Origin of the sequence: Deinococcus planocerae (assembly GCF_002869765.1) — a bacterium.
Classification (GTDB): domain Bacteria; phylum Deinococcota; class Deinococci; order Deinococcales; family Deinococcaceae; genus Deinococcus; species Deinococcus planocerae.
Window position 1 is genome coordinate 75,803 of sequence record NZ_PNOR01000005.1, and the last position, 16,548, is coordinate 92,350.

Here is a 16,548-nt window from a genome sequence, read left to right on the forward strand (position 1 = left end):
ATCTTTTCCCACTCACCGCTGACCCCTTCCCACTGACCTCCTACCCCATCCGCCCCGTCCGGATCACGTCCGCGATCACGGGCGGCAGGTTCCAGGCCATGATGTCGAAGGCGGACGAGGCGAAGTCGTAGGGCACCTTGTGCAGGCTGACCCCGGGCTTGCGGCCCGAGGCGTCCACGAGCGCCACGTCGGCCCCGGGCTCGTGGTTGAGGGTCAGGCCGACCGAGCCGGGGTCCACGAAGGTCGTCTCGCCCACCACCCGCACGAAGGGCACGTGCGAGCCCCCCACCACCAGCACCCGGGCCCGCAGGGCGTCGGCGAGCGTTTCCAGCTCGCGCTCGGGCGCCATCAGGTCGACCCGCCCGCCCGGGTCGTGGGGCGAGCCGTGAAAAAAACGCACCCGCCCCGCGGGCGTCGTGAGGCGGCCCCCCGGCGGCAGGCGGCGCAGAAATTCGAGCTGCTCCGGCGAGAGCACCCGCCGCGTCCACGACAGCACCTGATCGGCCACCCCGCCGCGCCCGCTGCTCTCGCCGAGTTCGAGCGCCACCCGCATGTCGCTGCCCCCCAGCCCCACCTGCCAGCCCTCCCGCCGCACGAGGTCGATCACCGGCCCCGGGCTCGCCCCGTACCCCACCAGGTCCCCCACCACGACCACCGCGTGAACGGGATTGTCGGATAAAAAGCGCTTCACCGCGCTCAGCGCGTGGATGTTGCCGTGCAGGTCACTGAGAAAGGCCAGTCGCAAAGTGCCCCCATCCTAGGGCAAAGGCGCAGCGGCGTGCGCGGAACTTTTCCGCGCGCGTCGGCCCCTATCATGGCCCGGTGCCGCCCCTGCCCACCCCCCTCCTCGGTCTCCTCGCAGGCGCCCTCCTCGCCGCCTGCGGGCTGCCCCTCCCGTGGAGCTTCCTGAGTTACCTGCCGCTGGCCCTGCTCCTCGTCTTCGTCACCGGGGACCCCACTCCGCGCCGCCTCGCGCTGAGAATGTGGTGGGCCGGGACCGCCTACAGCGCCGTGCACCTGTGGTGGCTGACCGCCTTCCTCGCCAAACTCTTCGGCACGCCGGTCCTGGGCGCCTTGGCCGCCCTGCTCTTCGCCCTGGAGGGGGCCTTCCTCGCCGTCATGGCGTCTCTCGCCGCCCGGCTCTTCACCTCCCGGGAGGCGCGGGTCTGGGCCCTCGCGGGCGGGTGGGTCCTGCTGGAGTGGCTGCGCTTCCTCGGGCCGCTCGCCTTTCCCTGGCCCACCCTGGGCTACACCCTGCTCCCCACCCCCGCCGTCCAGATCGCCGACCTCGGGGGGGTCCTCCTCGGCAGCGTGCTCGTCGCCGCCACCGCCGCCGCCCTGGTCTCCTTCTGGTGGGGGAGACGGCCCCCCCTGGTGCTGATGTCCGCCCTGTGGGTCGCGGCGCTGGCGTACGGGGTCACGCGGGTGCCCGGGCCGGGACCCGTTCAGCCCACGCTGCTGCTGAGAACCGAATTCGACTCCTTCGGGCGGGCCACCCGGCAGCTCGGCCCCGCCGAGCAACTGGAGGTCCAGCAGCGTCTCAGCGCGGCCCGGCGGCCCGGCGAGACCCTCGTCTGGAGCGAGACGGCGCTCACCCGCCCCGGCGTGCCCGCAAGGCTCCCGGAGTTCCCCGGCCCCGGCATCAGCGGCCTGGGCACCTCCCAGCCCCGGCAAAACGCGGTGGTCAGCGTCGACGCCGCAAGGCGGGTCCTCAGCCTCAACCGCAAGGCCCGCCTGGTGCCCTTCGGAGAGTATTTTCCGCTCTACGGCGCCCTCAGACCCGCGTACCGCGTGATCGAGCAGGCGGTCGGCTTCGAGCTCGGCGGCCTCACCCCCGCCCGCACCCTCACCCCCCTCACCCTGAACGGCGTCCTCTACGGCGCCTACGTGTGCTACGACAGCGTGTTTCCCTGGGTCGCGCGGCAGCTCACCGCCCAGGGCGCCCGGCTCCTCGTCAACGTCAGCAACGACGGCTGGTACGACGGCTGGGGGGTGACGCAGCACTTCATGATGGGCCGCGTCCGCGCCATCGAAACCCGCCGCTGGCTCGTCCGCAGCGTGAATCAGGGCGTCGCCGCCGCCGTGAACGACCTCGGCCAGCCTGTGCAGGTCCTCGCCCGGGGGGAAGGCACCCTCCACGCCCGCCCCCGCCTCCTGACCGGGCAGACCCCCTACGTCCGGTACGGCGACCTGCCCGCCCTTGGCCTCGCCGCCCTGCTGCTGCTCTACGCCCGGCGGCTGGACCGCTGACCAAACGGGAAGGGAGCAGCAGCCGCAGCGGGCCCCGCTCCCCCGATCCCCCGAAACCTTGTTACTCCTTGACCCCGCCTGCCACCGCCCCGCCCACGAAGTAGCGCTGGAAGCCGTAGAACAAGAAGATGATCGGCAACGCCCCCAGCGTCGCGGCGGCGGCGAAGATGCCCCACTTGGTGGCGAACTGCGCGCTCGTGAAGCTCAAGAGCATCACGCCCACCGTCCACTTCTCGACCCCGGTCAGGAGCACGTTCGCCAGGATGAATTCCGCGTACGTCCCGATGAACTGGTTCAGGAAGATAAAGACCAGGATGCCCCCGGAGAGCGGCAGCACCACCCGCAAGAAGGTCTGCCAGCGCGTCGCCCCGTCCACCATCGCCGCCTCCTCCAGCGACTCGGGCAAGCTCTCCACGTACCCCTTGAAAATCCAGGTGTTGAAGGCAATCGCCCCCCCCGAGTACGCCAGGATCAGCCCCGTGAAGGTGTTGTTCAGCCCCAGCAGCACCATCAGGGTATACACCGCGACGAGCGCCAGAAACACCGGGAACATCTGGATGAAGATGAAAAACAGCAGCGTCTGAAATCGCCCCGGAAAGCGCAGCCGCGCCATCGCGTACCCGGCGCTGGTCGAGAGCAAGATCGCCAGCACCCCGGTGATCCCCGACACCAGCAGGGTATTGCGCACCGACAGCAAGAACTTGCTCTCGTTGCCCGGCCCGGTGAACTGCGCCGGCGTCATGAACACCACCAGCACCGCCAGCGCCACGACGAGCGCCCGCAGCGCCCAGGTGCGGCCCCGGCTCAGGGCCACCGACTCCCGGCCCGCGCGCCCCGCCAGCGTGAGCAGGAGCAGCGCCGCCAGCGCCGCCCCCCCGACCACGAACAGCACGACCTGCCACCCCGGCACCACCACGCCGTCGAACAGGCGCCGGAAGTTCTCCAGGCTCAAGACGCTCAGGTTGGGCAAGAGCCCCGTTCGGTAAAAGATGTTGGGGTCGCTGAAGTTGGGGAAGGCGAAAAGCGAGTTGCGCGGATCGAAGGCCGCCAGCAACACGTAAAAGATCGGATAGACCGCGATGAGAACGACCAGCAGCAAGAAGAGATGCGTGAGCTGGTCACCCAGCACCGCCGCGTAACTTACTCGGCGCCCGGTCCGCGCCATGCCGATCCGCTGCCCGATCAGGCTGGTCAGGGCCAGCACCCCGCTCGCCGCGAGCAAGAACAGCACGAAGCTGCGCCAGCCCCCCTCCACGAAATAGATCGTGAAGCTGCGGGGCCGCCCCTGCATGTTCCGCGCCAGGAAAGACCCCAGCACCACGAGGCCGATCACCAGGGCGGCGAGGACGAGCCACGGCAGCGCCCGCCGCAGCGGCCCCGGCTCGTGGTGGACGTACCCCCCCGGCGGCAGGGAAGAGGCGGGGCGGCCCGGCCCGGTGCCGGGGGTCGGCGTCGGTGTGGCGGTCATACGGGGACCTCCTGCGGGAATGAGCGCGGGAACCCGGTCACTTGCGGGCCTCCTGGAAAACCCCCGCCGCCCGGAAGTTCACGACCGAGATCGCCAGGGTCAGAAAGAAGATGATCAGCGCGATCGCGCTCGCCAGGGCGTAGTTCTGCCCCCCCGTCGACGCGAAGGCCGTGTTGTACCCCCACGACAGCAGGATGTCGGTGCTCTGCGCCGTGCTCTCCCGCCCCTCCTGCGGGGGCCCGCCCTGGGTCAACAGGTAGATGATCCCGAAGTTGTTGAAGTTGAACGCGAACGCCGAGAGCAGGATCGGCGTGAACGATGTGCGCAGCAGCGGCAGCGTGATGTTGGTGATCTGCTGCCAGCGGCTCGCCCCGTCGATGCTCGCCGCCTCGTAGAGGTCCTCGTTGATCGTGGAAAGCGCGCTGATCGTCGCCGTCATCATGTACGGAAAGCCCAGCCACAAGTTCACCAGCAGCACGCTGATCTTCGCCCACAGCGGATCACCCAGCCACGGCACCGCCGTGAACCCCAGCAGCCCCAGCGTCTTGTTCACGATCCCGAACTGCTGGTTAAACAGCGCCACCCACATCTGCACGCTGATCACGGTGGGAATCGCCCACGGCAAGAACAGCAGCGTCCGGTAGACGTTGCGCCCCTTGAGCCGCTTGTTGTACAGCAAAATCCCCAGGATCAACCCCGCCAGCGCGTTCATGACCACCGTCGAAAAGGCGAACACCACCGTCCAGACGAACACCGGAATCAGCGCCGTGCTCGCCTTGGCGAAGATCGTCTGAAAATTCGCCAGCCCCACGTACTCGTAGCGGTTGAGCCGCGTCACGTTCGCCACGTCCAACCCCGCGGGCGCCGGGGCCGCGAGCGTCACCACGTTCCCCTGCACCCCCGCCACCTCGGCCCGCACCGGCACCGAGGCCGTCTCGTCGAACAAGACGATGGTGTCCCCCGCACACGTCGGCGTGCGGCAGCGCAGGTACTGCGCCACCGAGTCCGCCTCGGGCGTCCCCGAGAGCGTCACCGTGCGGCGGCCTTCGCCGAGCGTCGCCGCCGTCCGCACCGCCGAGTCGGGATTGCCGCTGTTCTCCCCGCTGTAGTTCGTAAAGGCGTAATTCACCGTCAGCACGACCGGCAGCACCGTGAAGGCCGCCAGAAACACCAGCGCCGGAAAGAGATAAAACCAGTTCGTGATCCACGGCAGCGCGCGGGCCAGGAGGGGCATCCCCACCACGATGGCCGCGAGCGTGTACACCAGGATCAGGTAGGGCGGCGCCCCAGGCGCGAAGCGGGCCGTCAGCGCCGACAGCCCCCAGCCGATCAGGGCCGCGCCGCCCAGCAGCCCGGCAAGCACCAGCACCGCCAGCAGCACGCCGCCCGTGCCCCCCGGGGGCGTGTGGCGGGGGCGGCGCGCGGGGGCCGAATTCAGGGTCACGGTCATGGTCGCGCTCCTTAGGAAAGAGGCGGGCGGCGGACCCGGAACACTCACCCTCCTGCCGGTCCGCCGCCCGAAAGCTCCTGGTTCCTTACTTGTTGATGTTCGACTCGATCTCGGTGACAGCCCGCTGGAGGAGCTGCGCGTAGTTCTGCCCCGGCTTTTGCACCGCCTGCGCCGTCGCCGCGCCCCAGGGCCCCCACACCGCGCCCATCTCCGAGATGTTCGGCATCGCCGTGCCTGCGCTGATCGCCCGCCCGAAGCCCGTCACCACCGGGTCATTCCTGAGCTGGGCCCGCGCCGAGAGGCTCGCCGGAATCGCCCCGCCCGCCTTGTTGTACGCGAGCTGCGCGCCCGGGCTCGTCATCTGCCGCGCCAGCGCCACCGCCGCCGCCTTGTTCTTGCTGTAGGCGTTCACCAGCACCGCCCGCACCCCCACGAAGGGGCTCCACTTGCCGGTCGCCCCCGGAGGCGTCGGGAAGTTGGCGATCCCGTAGTCGATCCCCGCCTTCTTGACGTCCCCCATGTCCCACGGCCCGGTGTAGAACATCGCCAGCCGCCCGTCCACAAACGCACTCTTCGCCGCGTCCTGGCTCACCCCCTCGGGGATGAGGTTGTACTTGTAGCGCAGGTCGTTCATGAACGAGAGCGCCCGCGCCGTCCCCGCATTGTCCAGCCCGATGTCCCGCAGGTTCAGCGTCCCGTTGTCGTTCCGGAACACGTACCCGCCGTAGGCCCGCACGAACCCGTAGCTCTTGTACGGCTCGGCGAGGTCAAACAGCAGCCCGAAGCGCCCGTTCCCCGTATTCGCCTGCGCGGCCTTGAGCAGCGCCGCCCAGGTCGTCGGCGCCTGCGGCACCAGCTTCTTGTTGTACACCAGCGCCACCGCCTCCGCGTTCAGCGGCAGCCCGAAGAGCCTGCCCCGGTACGTAAAGGCATTGAGCGCCGTCTTGTCATAGTCCGTCCGCGAGGTCAGGTACCGGTCGAGCGGCTCCACCACCCCCGCGGAGGCATACCGCCCCAGCCGGTCGTGCGGCTCGGTGGCAATCAGGTCCGGGCCCTGCCCCCGCGGCGCGCTCTGGATGAACTTGTCCTGCGTTTGCCCAAACGGCACGCTCACCACCGTGACCTTGTTCCCCGTCTTCTTCTCGAACTCGGCGGCCTGCGCCCGCACCCACGCCAGCTCCCCCGCCGCCTCGAACGACGTCCACAGCGTCAGATTCGCGGCGGAAGCGCTCCCACACAGGGCCAACGTCACCAACCCAAACAGCATTTTTTTCATACAGCTCCTTGATACCACGCCGGAGAAGATCCCCGCGTGGCACACTCGGGACCCCGGACAGATCCCGGATTGAACAGACGTTCGACCTCATCCTTTCATCTCCGCGCCGCCAATTCTGAAACGCCCGCCTCCCTTTTCCTTAATCGAGTCTTAAACTTTCGCGCGCAGAGCTGTGCAGGACGGGTCCAGACGGGTGGAGGAGGTGGCCGCGGGGGGCGGCTAGCGAAAGCCCTCCACCGCCGCGTCGAGGTCGTCTTCGGGCAGCTCGACGTAGCGGCGGGTGGTGTCCACCGCCTCGTGGCCGAGGAACCCGGCCACCCGGGTAAAGTCCCGCACCACCGCGTAAAGCTGGGTGCCCGCGTACTTGCGCCCGGCGTGAAAGCCCCGGAACTCGTGTTCCCGCCCGCACCTCAGCGCGAGCCGCCGGAGCCGCTCATACGCCGTGGAGTACGCCCGGATTTCTAGCACGCGGCCCGAGCCGGGCGAGCCGCGCTCTTCGTGCCAGGCCCCCAGCGCCTCCCGCAGCCGGGCGCTGAGCGGTACCACCCGCACCTTGCCGCCCTTGCCGTAGACCCGCAGCCGCGCGCGCGTGGGGCCGAAGTCCGCCCACTCCACCGCCAGCGCCTCGGCGATCCGCAATCCCGCGTGGGCGAGCAGCAGCAGCAGCACCCGTTCCTGCACATCCGCCTCCTCCAGCAGCGCCCCCACGAAGTCCGCGCGGTACGGCGGGTTTTTCACGATCCCCCGCGTGCGGTCCCGGGGCCGGGCGACGTCCGCAAAAGGCTCGGCGTCGGTCGCCCCCGCCCACCGCAGCGCCCGGTACAGCGCCCCCGCCGCCGCCACCCGGGCCTGCACCGTCGCGGGACTCAGCCCCGACGCACTCAGCCCCGCGACGAACAGCGACGGCTCGCGCCGCCCAGGGTGCAGCAGGGTCCAGGCGTGCGCCGAGGCATGGTCCAGAAAAACCTCGACCCCCTTGCGGTACGCCCGCAGCGTGTGCGGGCTGAGCCCCACCCCGGCCACCGTCTCGCTCGTCAAGAAGGCCAGCGTCAGCCCCCACAGCTCCGCCCCGTCCTTGTCCCGCGCCGCCCGCACCGCCCGCCCCCGCAGCGCCTCGTCTCCCAGCCCCGCCCACGCCCGCGCCTGCCCCAGCCGGTCCCCGGTATACGCCCGCAGCTCTTCTCCCATACGGCCCGATGATAATGTGCCTTATCAACGGACGTGTCGGGAGGTGGGGGAGGGCCGCCTCGGCTTAGGTGTCGAGGTCGCGTTTGCGAACGGGGGTCAGGAAGCGGACGGCGCCGGGGAGGATGCGGGCGGTGAAGGGGGTGGTCTCGACGTGGAGTTCGCCGTCGTACTGTAGGGGAAAGGGGTCGTCGGCCTCGACGGTGACCTGTTTGGCCTCCAGGGTTTCGAGGTTGCCGCTGAAGACGGGATCGCCGAGGTTGAGCTTGACCCGAACGGAGTCGAGCAGGTTGGGCAAGAGCCGCAACAGGTTGCCGGCCTTCATCAGGACCAGGGTGAACTTGCCGTCCGAGGGGCTGATGTCGCTGGTGATGGGGAGGCGGTAGTTCGCCATGCCGAAGTTGGCGACCATCACGCCGATGCCCTCGAAGTCGCGCCGCTCCCCGTCGATGACGAGGTGGAAGGTGGTCTTTTTCGGGTTGAGCTGCCGCATGGCGCTCAGGACGTAGGCCATCGCGCCGTATTTCTCCTTGAGGTCCTCCGAGTCGCGGATCATGGCGGCGTCGGCTCCCGCTCCCGCGAGCATCGCAAAGCCGCTCTTCTCCCCCTGGACCTCGACCTCGCCGAGGTCCACCCGCACGGCGTTGCCCTCCGCAACGAGGGCGGCGAGGACGGCGGGGTCGCGCGGCAGGTCGAGGTTCTGCGCGATCAGGTTCGCCGTCCCCGCCGGGTAGGCGAGGACGGGCACGTCCTTGTAGCGGGCGGCGTAGGCCAGCGCACTCACGGTGCCGTCGCCGCCCGCCGCGACGAGGAAGTCGAAGTCCGTCAGGTCGGTGAGGAACTCGGCGAGCGGCGTCTCGTGGGTCAACTCGCGGGCGGTGACCAGGGCGCCCCCCTGCCCGAGGCGGGTGACGAAGTCGGGGAGGGTGCTCTCGCCCTGGCCGCTTCTGGGGTTGAAGACGATCAAAACCCGCTTGCCCGTGAGCCCGGCGAGGGGGTCTTGGTCGGTTGAGGCGCTGGGGGGGGTGGTTTGACCCGTCATTTGGGGCTCATTAGACTGCCCCACGGAGGCCAGGCTATGGTGCGTTTCTTCTTTGCTTCTTTACTATTCGCGGGGGCGCTGGCGTCGTGCGCGCCGCGGCAGCAGGCCACGGCGGGCGTCACGGTCACGCCCGTTCTCGTCAAACTCTCCGAGCCCGCCGCTCGGGGCGGCACCCTGACCGTGCAGGGCCGCTACCTGGGAGGCCCCTCCACCGGGCGGGTGCGGCTGGGCGCGAACGCCTCGGGACAGGGGGGGTACGTCTTCCCGGCCTCGGCGGTGCGGTCGTGGACGGACGGCGAAATCGTCCTCACCATTCCGGCGGACGCGCCCGTCGGCGGCTCGTGGCTCTTCGTGGAGGTGGGCGGGCGGCAATCGACCGGGCTGCCGTACAGCGTCAGGCAGTAAGGGGCCCGCTGCGGCCAGACAGAACAAGGGCGGTGATGCCCCGGCTTTCGCTGGGGCATCTTTCTTTGGCTCCCTGCTACACTCCCGGGGTTATGGCGCTGCAACGCCCCAAGGGCACCCAGGACCACCTCCCGGAGGGTTCTCCCAAGCTCGGCCTCGACGTGCGGGCCTCGGCCTTCGCGTTCGTGCAGGACACGGCGCGGCGCGTGCTGGAACGGGCGGGGGCGGAGTTCATCGCCACCCCCCTGTTCGAGGAGGCCGAACTCGTCAAGCGGGGGGTGGGGGGCTCGACCGACATCGTGCGCAAGGAGATGTTCACGGTGTATTACTTCGGGGACCACGGCGGGTACGTCCTGCGGCCCGAGGGCACCGCGGGCATCGTGCGGGCGTACCTGCAAAACGGGCTCAAGCAGCTTCCGGCGCCCCTCAAGCTCTGGACCCACGGGCCGATGTTCCGCGCCGAGAACGTGCAAAAAGGGCGGCTGCGCCAGTTCCACCAGGTCGACTACGAGGTCCTGGGATCAAAGGACCCCCTGGTGGATGCCGAGGCGATCTGGCTGATGTGGGAGGTCGTGCGCGAGCTGGGCCTGACCGGCGTGCGGGTCAAGCTCGGCTCCATCGGCGACCCGGCGGACCGGGAGCGGTACAACGCCTACCTGCGGGAAGTGTTTACCGCACACGTGGACCGCCTCTCGGACGACAGCCGGGACCGTATGGGCCGCAACCCGATGCGGATTCTGGACTCCAAGAGCGCGGGGGACCAGGCGCTGACCCGCGAACTGGGGGTGCGGCCCATGCTCGACTTCCTGGGGGAGGAGGCGCGGGCGCACTTCGGGGCGGTGCAGGGCTTCCTGCGGGAGTGGGGGGTGCCCTTCGACATCGACCCCTCCATCGTGCGCGGGCTGGACTACTACCGCCGCACCGCCTGGGAGCTGCATCACGAGGGCGTGGGCGCGAAGTCGGCGCTGGGTGGGGGCGGGCGGTATGACGGGCTCGCGGCGCAACTCGGCGGGCCGGAGGTGCCCGCGGTGGGCTGGGCCTTCGGGATCGAGCGGCTGCTGCTCGCACTGGAGGCGGAGGGGGTGCAAGTCCCCGCGCCGGAGGGACCGCTGCTCTTCCTGGCCGCGATGGACGAGGAGAACGTGGGGCTGGCGGCGAAACTGGCGCTGGAGGCCCGTTCCGCCGCCCGGGTGGAGTTCGCCTACCGGGCGCTGAAGCCGGGGAGCGCCTTCAAGGAGGCGGGCCGCCGCCGCGCCCGCCATGCCGCCGTGATCGGCAGCGAGGAGGCCGCGGGGGGCGTGCTGAACGTCAAGACGCTCTCGACCGGGGAGCAGCGGGCGGTGGCGGTGACAGAGTTGAAGACTTTTCTTCTGGAGCAAGCATGAAACGCACCTGCTATGTCGGTGAATTGAACGAGTCCTACGTGGGACAGACAGTCACCCTCCAGGGGTGGGTGAGTCGGGTGAGGGACTTTCCACAGCAGTATTTCGTCATCGTGCGGGACCGCAGCGGGATCGCCCAGCTCACGGTCGAGTCAGACAACCCCACGTATGAGACGGCGGGTGAACTGCGGAGCGAGTACGTCGTCGAGGTGACCGGGCTCGTCCGCGAGCGGGGCGAGGGCCAGCGGACGGACGCCTACTCGACCGGTCGGGTGGAGGTCATTCCTTCGGACCTCCGCATCCTGAGCCGTGCGGCCACCCCTCCCTTTCCGGTGGAGGGCTCGCAGGTGCCCGTCTCCGAAGACCTGCGGCTCAAGTACCGCTACCTCGACCTGCGGCGGCCCGAGATGCAGCGCCACCTGCTGCTGCGCTCTGGCGCGGTAGCGGCGGTGACCCGCTTCCTGCACGCCGAGGGGTTCGTGCAGGTGGAGACGCCGATGCTGACGCGCTCGACCCCCGAGGGCGCCCGCGACTTTCTGGTGCCCTCGCGGCTCAGTCCGGGCGAGTTCTACGCGTTGCCGCAGTCGCCGCAACTGTTCAAGCAGCTCCTGATGATCGCGGGCTATGACCGTTACTACCAGCTCGCCCGCTGCTTCCGCGACGAGGACCTGCGCGCCGACCGCCAGCCGGACTTCACCCAGCTCGACATGGAGATGAGCTTCGTCACCCAGGAGGACGTGCTGGAACTTCAGGAGCGCCTGATGGCCGCGGTCTTCCGCGACGTGCTGGGGGTGGAGTTGCCTCTCCCCTTCCCCCGCCTGTCGTACCAAGGGGCGCTGGACCGCTACGGCTCGGACAAGCCGGACCTGCGCTTCGGGTTGGCCTTCGTGGACGTGACCGACCTGTTCCGGGGTGGGGAATTCGGGGCCTTCGCGGACGCGGGGACGGTGAAGGTCCTCGCCGCGCCCGAACTCACCCGCCGCCAGTTGGGCGAGTTGGAGCGGGTGGCGAGGCAGAACGGGGCCGGGGGGCTCGCGTGGGTCCGGCGCGAGGAGGACGGCTTCACGGGCGGGATCAGCCGCTTCGTGGGGGATCGGGCCGGGGAGCTGCTGACCCGGACGGGGGTGGAGCCGGGGGGGGTCCTCCTCTTCGCGGCGGGCGAGTGGAAGAAGGCCGTCACTGCGCTGGGGGCGGTGCGGCTGGCGCTGCGGGACCTCCTGGGGCTGACGGCTTCGGGGCCACAGTTCCACGTCTCGTGGGTGCTCGATTTCCCGGGGCTCGAATGGGACGAGGAGCAGGGGGCCTGGACGTACATGCACCACCCCTTCACGGCGCCGCACCCGGAGGACGTGGGACTGTTTGGGACGGACCGGCAGGGTGAGATTCGGGCTCAGGCGTACGACCTCGTGCTCAACGGGTATGAGGTGGGCGGCGGCTCGCTCCGCATCCACGACCCCGAGGTGCAGGCGAAGATGTTCGCGGCCATCGGCCTCTCGGAGGCGGAGGCCCGCGAGAAGTTCGGCTTCTTCCTCGACGCGCTCGGGTACGGCACCCCCCCCCACGGCGGCATCGCCTGGGGCTTCGACCGCCTGGTGATGGTGATGGCGGGCGCCGCGAGCATCCGCGAGGTCATCGCCTTCCCCAAGAACAACCGCGGCGCCGACCTGATGGCGCTGGCCCCCTCCCCCGTGGATGAACGTCAACTCGCCGAGGTCGGCGTCGAGGTCATCGCCGCAGAGTGAGCCGGAATCAGGGGGGTGCCTGTGCCCCTCTCCCCTGGGCCAGTGAAGTGAAAGTTTTCTTGAGCTCTGTGCTTGTGAAGACGTTGGTTTGTATTTACCGCCTCTGCGCACGGTGGGCCCCTACAATCGCGGGGTGAACGGGCGAGAGGGCGGTGGGCTGGGGGTCGGGAGTCCGGGAGCAGGGGGTGGGCGTTGACGCGCTCTTTCCTCTTGATCGACGGGCACCTCGATCTGGCGATGAACGCGGAGGCGGGGCGGGACCTGAGAAAAGGGCTGGAGGCGTTGCGGGCGCGGGACCCGGTGGCGGGGCAGACGGCGACGGTGACCTTTGGGGAGCTGCGGGCGGCGGGGACGCGGGTGTGTTTCGGAACGCTGTTCGCCCTGCCGCGCGGGCCGGGGAGTCCGGGGGGGTACACGGATCACGCGGGGGCCCGCGCGCAGGCCCTCGCCCAACTGGACCAGTACCGCCGCTGGGAGGACGCGGGAGTCGTGCGCCTGCTGCGGGAGGGGCGGGAGGTGGAAGAGCACCTGGTCGGGGAGTCCGGCGCGCTGGGGGTGGTCTTGCTGATGGAGGGGGCCGATCCCGTGCGGGACCCGGGAGACCTGCCCTTCTGGGTGGACTCGGGGGTGCGGGTGATCGGCCCGGCGTGGGGGCGCACGCGTTATGCGGGGGGGACGGACGCGCCGGGGCCGCTGACGGGGGCGGGGCGCGAGCTGGTGACGGCGATGCGCGAGCTGGGGGTGGCGCTCGACGCCTCGCACCTCGACGACGCGGCCTTCTGGGAGGCGGCCTCGCTGGGCGCGCGAATGATCGCCACCCACGCGAACAGCCGCGCTTTCGTGCCCGGCAACCGGCACCTGACCGACGAGATGGCGCGCGCGGTGGCGACGGGCGGGGGGGTGATCGGGCTGGTGTTCCTGAGCACCTTCTTGCGACCGGGGTGGGAGATCGGGCAGGCGCGGGTGCCCCTGTCCGTCCTGGCCGACCACGCGCGTCACTACGCGGGTCTGGTCGGCTGGGAGCATGTGGGGCTGGGCACTGACCTCGACGGGGGGTTCGGGCGGGAGAAGGCCCCGGCGGGGGTGGAGCGCTACCGGGACGTGCCCGCCCTGCTGAGTCTCCTGCCGCCGGAGGTGCGCGCCGGGGTGGCGGGGGAGCACTGGCGGCGCTGGCTGACGCGCTACCTTGGGGCACGATGTTCTCCCCGCCGGTGAGCCCCGACCTCGACCCCCGTCTCCACGCCTTCGACCCGGTCCGGCAGCTCGCCGAGGAGGCGCTGCGCGGACGGCTGCCCGGTGAGGGCTGGCGCTACCTCACCCCGCGGCCCGGCTGGGTCGGGGGGGCGCGGCTGAGCCTGCGCGCCCGGCCCGAGGAGGATGCCCCGCAGGTCACCGAGGCGCTGCCCGGCGAGGCGCTGGAGGTCGTCGAGGAGCGGGAGGAGGGCTGGGCGTGGGTGCGCACCCGGCACGACGGGTACCTGGGCTGGGCGCGCCCCGAGGGGCTGGGCTTCTCGGAGCCGCCCGGGGAGACGCGGACGGTGAGTGCGCTCCGGGGGCACGCCTTTGCGGGGCCGCGGGTGAGCCGGGCGGTGGTGGGTGAACTGTGCTTCGGGGCGAGGCTGGGACGGCGGCCCGGGGAGGTCGTCACCGAGGGGGGGCGGCGCTGGGTGCCGGTGTGGCTGCCAGGCGGGGACGAGGCCTGGGTGGGCGAGGCGGCGCTCTCCCCCGCCCCGGTCGCGGACGCGGCGGACTTCGCGCTGCGCTTTCTGGAAACGCCCTACGTGTGGGGCGGGCGCAGCGCCTGGGGGCTCGACTGCTCGGGGCTGACGCAACTGACGTTCGCGGCGCTGGGCCGGGCCCTGCCGCGTGACGCCGACCAGCAGCAGGCGGCGCTGGCGGCGGTCGGGGTGCCGGAGCGGGGCGACCTCGCCTTTTTCCCGGGGCACGTGGGCGTCATGCTGGACGGGCGCCGGATGGTCCACGCGAACGCGACCCGGATGCGGGTGAGCGTGGAGACGCTGGGAGAAGGCGAGTACGGGGAGCGGCTGGCCCGGGAGCTGACGGGGTTCGGGCGGTGGGCGCCGTGAGCGTTCGCTGGGAGACGCTGGAGCTCTCCACGGCGCGGCCTTTCGGGATCGCGCGCTGGACGCACTCTACGTACCCGCGCACCTTCGTGACCTTCGAATCGGGGGGGGTGACGGGCCGGGGGGAGGCGGCACCGAACGCGTACTACGGCGAGACGGGCGCGACGGTGGCGGCGGTGCTGCCGCTGCTGGCCGGCGCACTGACGGACGGCTGGGACTGGGACGGGCTGCAAGAACGGCTGGACGCGCGGCTGCCGGGCGGGCACCCCAGCGTGAGGGGCGCGCTGGAGATGGCGGCGGTGGAGTGGGCGGCGCGCGCGGCGGGGGTGCCGGTGTGGCGGCTGCTGGGCCTGTCGCCCGCGCCCTTGCCCGAGAGCAGCCTCACGGTGGGCCTCGGCCCGCTGGAGGACATGCGCCGGGAGGCCCGCGAGGCGGTGGCGCGCGGACACGGGGTGCTCAAGGTGAAGCTCGGCACGCGGGCAGACGAGGCCATCGTGGAGGCCTTGCGGGAGGAGGCGCCCGGGGTGGCCCTGCGGGTGGACGCGAACGCGGCGTGGACTCGGCCCCAGGCGCGGCGGATGCTGGGGGTCCTGGGCGCCGCGGGGGTGGAACTCGTCGAGCAGCCCCTGGCGGCGGGCGACCTGGAGGGGCACGCGGCGCTGCGCCGCGTGAGCCCCCTGCCCCTCGTCGCGGACGAGAGCCTGCACCGCGTCTCGGACGTGCCCCGGCTCTCGGAAGCCTTCGACGCGGTGAACCTCAAGCTCGCCAAGTTGGGAGGGCCGCTGCGGGCGCTGGAGGCCTTGCGGCTGGCGCGCGCGCACGGCCTGGGGGTGATGCTGGGCTGCATGATCGAGAGTTCGCTGGGCATCGCCGCCGCGGCACATCTGGCGGGGTTGTGCGACTGGGCCGATCTCGACGGGGCGCTGCTGCTGGCGGACGACCCCTTCACGGGGCTGGAATGGGAGGCGGGGCGGCTGACGCGGCCCACGGGGGTCGGCTGGGGGGTGGAGCGGCGGTGAGCGTGACCGTCGCCATTCTGGGCTGCGGCAACCGCGGCGCGGACGTGTATGCCCGGCACCTGGCGGGGCAGGGGGCGCGGGTGAGCCACCTCGTCGATCCCCGCCCGGCGCGCCTCCGGGAGGTCGCCGCGCGGCACGGGTTGGGGCCGGAGGCGTGTTTTCAGGGCGAGGCCGCTTTCTTCGCCCTGGGGCGGGTGGCGGACGCGCTGGTGATCGCCACGCCGGACGACGCCCACGTGGGGCCGTGCCTGCGGGCGCTCGAACTCGGCTACGACGTGCTGCTCGAGAAGCCGGTGTGCCTGGAGGAGCGTGACCTGGACGTGCTCCTCGCGGCGGAGGGGGCCTCGCGGGGCCGGGTCACCGTCTGTCACGTGTTGCGCGGGGCGCCCTTTTTCCAGGCGGTGCGGGGGGTGCTCGACTCCGGGCGGCTGGGGCGGCTGGTGGGGATCACGCACGCGGAGAACGTGGCGTACTGGCACTACGCGCATTCCTACGTGCGGGGGAACTGGCGCGCCAGCCCACCCGCCGCGCCCTTCGTGCTCGCCAAGGCGTGCCACGACCTCGACCTGCTGCGGTGGTTCGCGGGGGCTTCTCCCGTGCGGGTGAGCAGCGAGGGGGCGCTGCACCACTTTCGCCCGGAGGAGGCGCCGCCGGGGGCCTCGGAGCGCTGCGTGACCTGTCCGGTGCCTGCTTGCCCGTACGACGCGCGGGTGATCTACGGGACGCGCGACCCGGCCCAGTGGCCCGTCACCGTGCTGACGGCGGGGGGGGTGTTGCTCTCGGACGCGCTTGCGGGTGGCCCGTACGGGCGCTGCGTGTACCACGCGGACAACGACGTGGTGAGCCACCAGACCGTGACCGCCCTGTTCGCGAATGGGGTGACGGCGGGGCTGACGGTGAGTGCTTTCACCCACAACAACACCCGGACGCTGCGGCTGCTGGGCACCCACGGCGAGGTGCGGGGGCACATGGAGCGCGGCGAGATCGAGGTCCACAGCTTCCGGACGGGCGAGGTGGAGCGCCTCGTCGTGGACGTGGGCGGCAACCACGGGGGCGGGGACGCGGCGCTGGTGGCGGGGTGGCTCGCGTCCCTGCGGGGGGAGGCGGGGGTGCCCACGCCGCTCGCGGAGTCGCTCGACTCGCACCGGCTGGCTTTCGCGGCGGAGCGGGCGCGGCTGCGCGGGACGGTGGAGGGGGTGGGGCGATAGAGGAAGATCGGGCGGAGGGAAGTGAACTGGAGGGGCA

At 71.2% G+C, this 16,548-nt stretch carries 14 protein-coding genes; 8 read left to right on the forward strand and 6 right to left on the reverse strand.

Translation table 11 applies throughout. From position 1 onward, the window contains the following. Positions 1–40 precede the first annotated feature (40 nt). Positions 41–745 carry a metallophosphoesterase family protein gene (locus tag A7B18_RS04105; protein ID WP_102125400.1) on the reverse strand — a complete coding sequence of 235 codons (705 nt, stop codon included), beginning with the start codon at positions 743–745 and terminating at the stop codon, positions 41–43. A gap of 77 nt (positions 746–822) precedes the next feature. Here A7B18_RS04105 and lnt point away from each other — a divergent pair, with 77 nt between their 5' ends. Next, entirely contained in the window at positions 823–2,250 is a 1,428-nt protein-coding gene (gene lnt, locus A7B18_RS04110; RefSeq protein ID WP_102125401.1) for an apolipoprotein N-acyltransferase, read from the forward strand. Between the two features lie 61 nt (positions 2,251–2,311). Here the strand turns inward: lnt and A7B18_RS04115 are convergent, their stop codons facing one another. The 5 genes from A7B18_RS04115 to A7B18_RS04135 all read right to left on the reverse strand — a co-directional run bounded on the left by A7B18_RS04115 (position 2,312) and on the right by A7B18_RS04135 (position 8,671). After that, entirely contained in the window at positions 2,312–3,718 is a 1,407-nt protein-coding gene (locus tag A7B18_RS04115; RefSeq protein WP_102125402.1) for a sugar ABC transporter permease, read from the reverse strand. A 37-nt stretch (positions 3,719–3,755) separates the two neighbouring features. Continuing rightward, complete coding sequence (locus tag A7B18_RS04120) at positions 3,756–5,168, reverse strand: ABC transporter permease subunit (protein WP_102125404.1); 1,413 nt, start codon at positions 5,166–5,168, stop codon at positions 3,756–3,758. 85 nt (positions 5,169–5,253) lie between these two features. After that, positions 5,254–6,444 (reverse strand): sugar ABC transporter substrate-binding protein, encoded by a 1,191-nt coding sequence (locus A7B18_RS04125; protein ID WP_102125406.1) that lies wholly within the window; start codon positions 6,442–6,444, stop codon positions 5,254–5,256. A gap of 219 nt (positions 6,445–6,663) precedes the next feature. Further along, a complete protein-coding gene (locus A7B18_RS04130) occupies positions 6,664–7,632 on the reverse strand; it encodes a tyrosine-type recombinase/integrase (protein WP_102125407.1) in 969 nt (322 codons plus the stop codon). A 64-nt stretch (positions 7,633–7,696) separates the two neighbouring features. Next, entirely contained in the window at positions 7,697–8,671 is a 975-nt protein-coding gene (locus A7B18_RS04135; protein WP_102125409.1) for a diacylglycerol/lipid kinase family protein, read from the reverse strand. Between the two features lie 36 nt (positions 8,672–8,707). Between A7B18_RS04135 and A7B18_RS04140 the strand changes: the two genes are divergently transcribed. The 7 genes from A7B18_RS04140 to A7B18_RS04170 all read left to right on the forward strand — a co-directional run bounded on the left by A7B18_RS04140 (position 8,708) and on the right by A7B18_RS04170 (position 16,511). Then, positions 8,708–9,076: an IPT/TIG domain-containing protein gene (locus tag A7B18_RS04140; protein ID WP_102125411.1), complete on the forward strand. Its 369-nt coding sequence runs from the start codon at positions 8,708–8,710 to the stop codon at positions 9,074–9,076. 92 nt (positions 9,077–9,168) lie between these two features. After that, positions 9,169–10,461: a histidine--tRNA ligase gene (gene hisS, locus A7B18_RS04145; protein ID WP_102125412.1), complete on the forward strand. Its 1,293-nt coding sequence runs from the start codon at positions 9,169–9,171 to the stop codon at positions 10,459–10,461. Beyond that, complete coding sequence (gene aspS, locus A7B18_RS04150; protein WP_102125413.1) at positions 10,458–12,200, forward strand: aspartate--tRNA ligase; 1,743 nt, start codon at positions 10,458–10,460, stop codon at positions 12,198–12,200. Before hisS ends, aspS begins: the two co-directional genes overlap by 4 nt. 192 nt (positions 12,201–12,392) lie before the next feature. Then, positions 12,393–13,415 carry a dipeptidase gene (locus A7B18_RS04155; protein WP_102125415.1) on the forward strand — a complete coding sequence of 341 codons (1,023 nt, stop codon included), beginning with the start codon at positions 12,393–12,395 and terminating at the stop codon, positions 13,413–13,415. Then, positions 13,397–14,287 carry a C40 family peptidase gene (locus A7B18_RS04160; protein WP_102125417.1) on the forward strand — a complete coding sequence of 297 codons (891 nt, stop codon included), beginning with the start codon at positions 13,397–13,399 and terminating at the stop codon, positions 14,285–14,287. Before A7B18_RS04155 ends, A7B18_RS04160 begins: the two co-directional genes overlap by 19 nt. Further along, positions 14,275–15,303, forward strand: coding sequence for a dipeptide epimerase (locus A7B18_RS04165; protein ID WP_102125418.1), 1,029 nt, complete (start codon positions 14,275–14,277; stop codon positions 15,301–15,303). Before A7B18_RS04160 ends, A7B18_RS04165 begins: the two co-directional genes overlap by 13 nt. Then, positions 15,300–16,511: a Gfo/Idh/MocA family protein gene (locus A7B18_RS04170; protein ID WP_245872735.1), complete on the forward strand. Its 1,212-nt coding sequence runs from the start codon at positions 15,300–15,302 to the stop codon at positions 16,509–16,511. The genes A7B18_RS04165 and A7B18_RS04170 overlap by 4 nt, the downstream gene beginning before the upstream one ends. Positions 16,512–16,548: the final 37 nt, after the last annotated feature.

Coding starts and splice junctions, on each gene's coding strand:
- hisS (WP_102125412.1), top strand. CDS start 9,169: ATGGCGCTGCAACGCCCCAAGGGCACCCAGGACCACCTCCCGGAGGGT.
- A7B18_RS04120 (WP_102125404.1), bottom strand. CDS start 5,168: ATGACCGTGACCCTGAATTCGGCCCCCGCGCGCCGCCCCCGCCACACG.
- aspS (WP_102125413.1), top strand. CDS start 10,458: ATGAAACGCACCTGCTATGTCGGTGAATTGAACGAGTCCTACGTGGGA.
- A7B18_RS04160 (WP_102125417.1), top strand. CDS start 13,397: ATGTTCTCCCCGCCGGTGAGCCCCGACCTCGACCCCCGTCTCCACGCC.
- A7B18_RS04140 (WP_102125411.1), top strand. CDS start 8,708: ATGGTGCGTTTCTTCTTTGCTTCTTTACTATTCGCGGGGGCGCTGGCG.
- A7B18_RS04135 (WP_102125409.1), bottom strand. CDS start 8,671: ATGACGGGTCAAACCACCCCCCCCAGCGCCTCAACCGACCAAGACCCC.
- A7B18_RS04130 (WP_102125407.1), bottom strand. CDS start 7,632: ATGGGAGAAGAGCTGCGGGCGTATACCGGGGACCGGCTGGGGCAGGCG.
- A7B18_RS04125 (WP_102125406.1), bottom strand. CDS start 6,444: ATGAAAAAAATGCTGTTTGGGTTGGTGACGTTGGCCCTGTGTGGGAGC.
- A7B18_RS04115 (WP_102125402.1), bottom strand. CDS start 3,718: ATGACCGCCACACCGACGCCGACCCCCGGCACCGGGCCGGGCCGCCCC.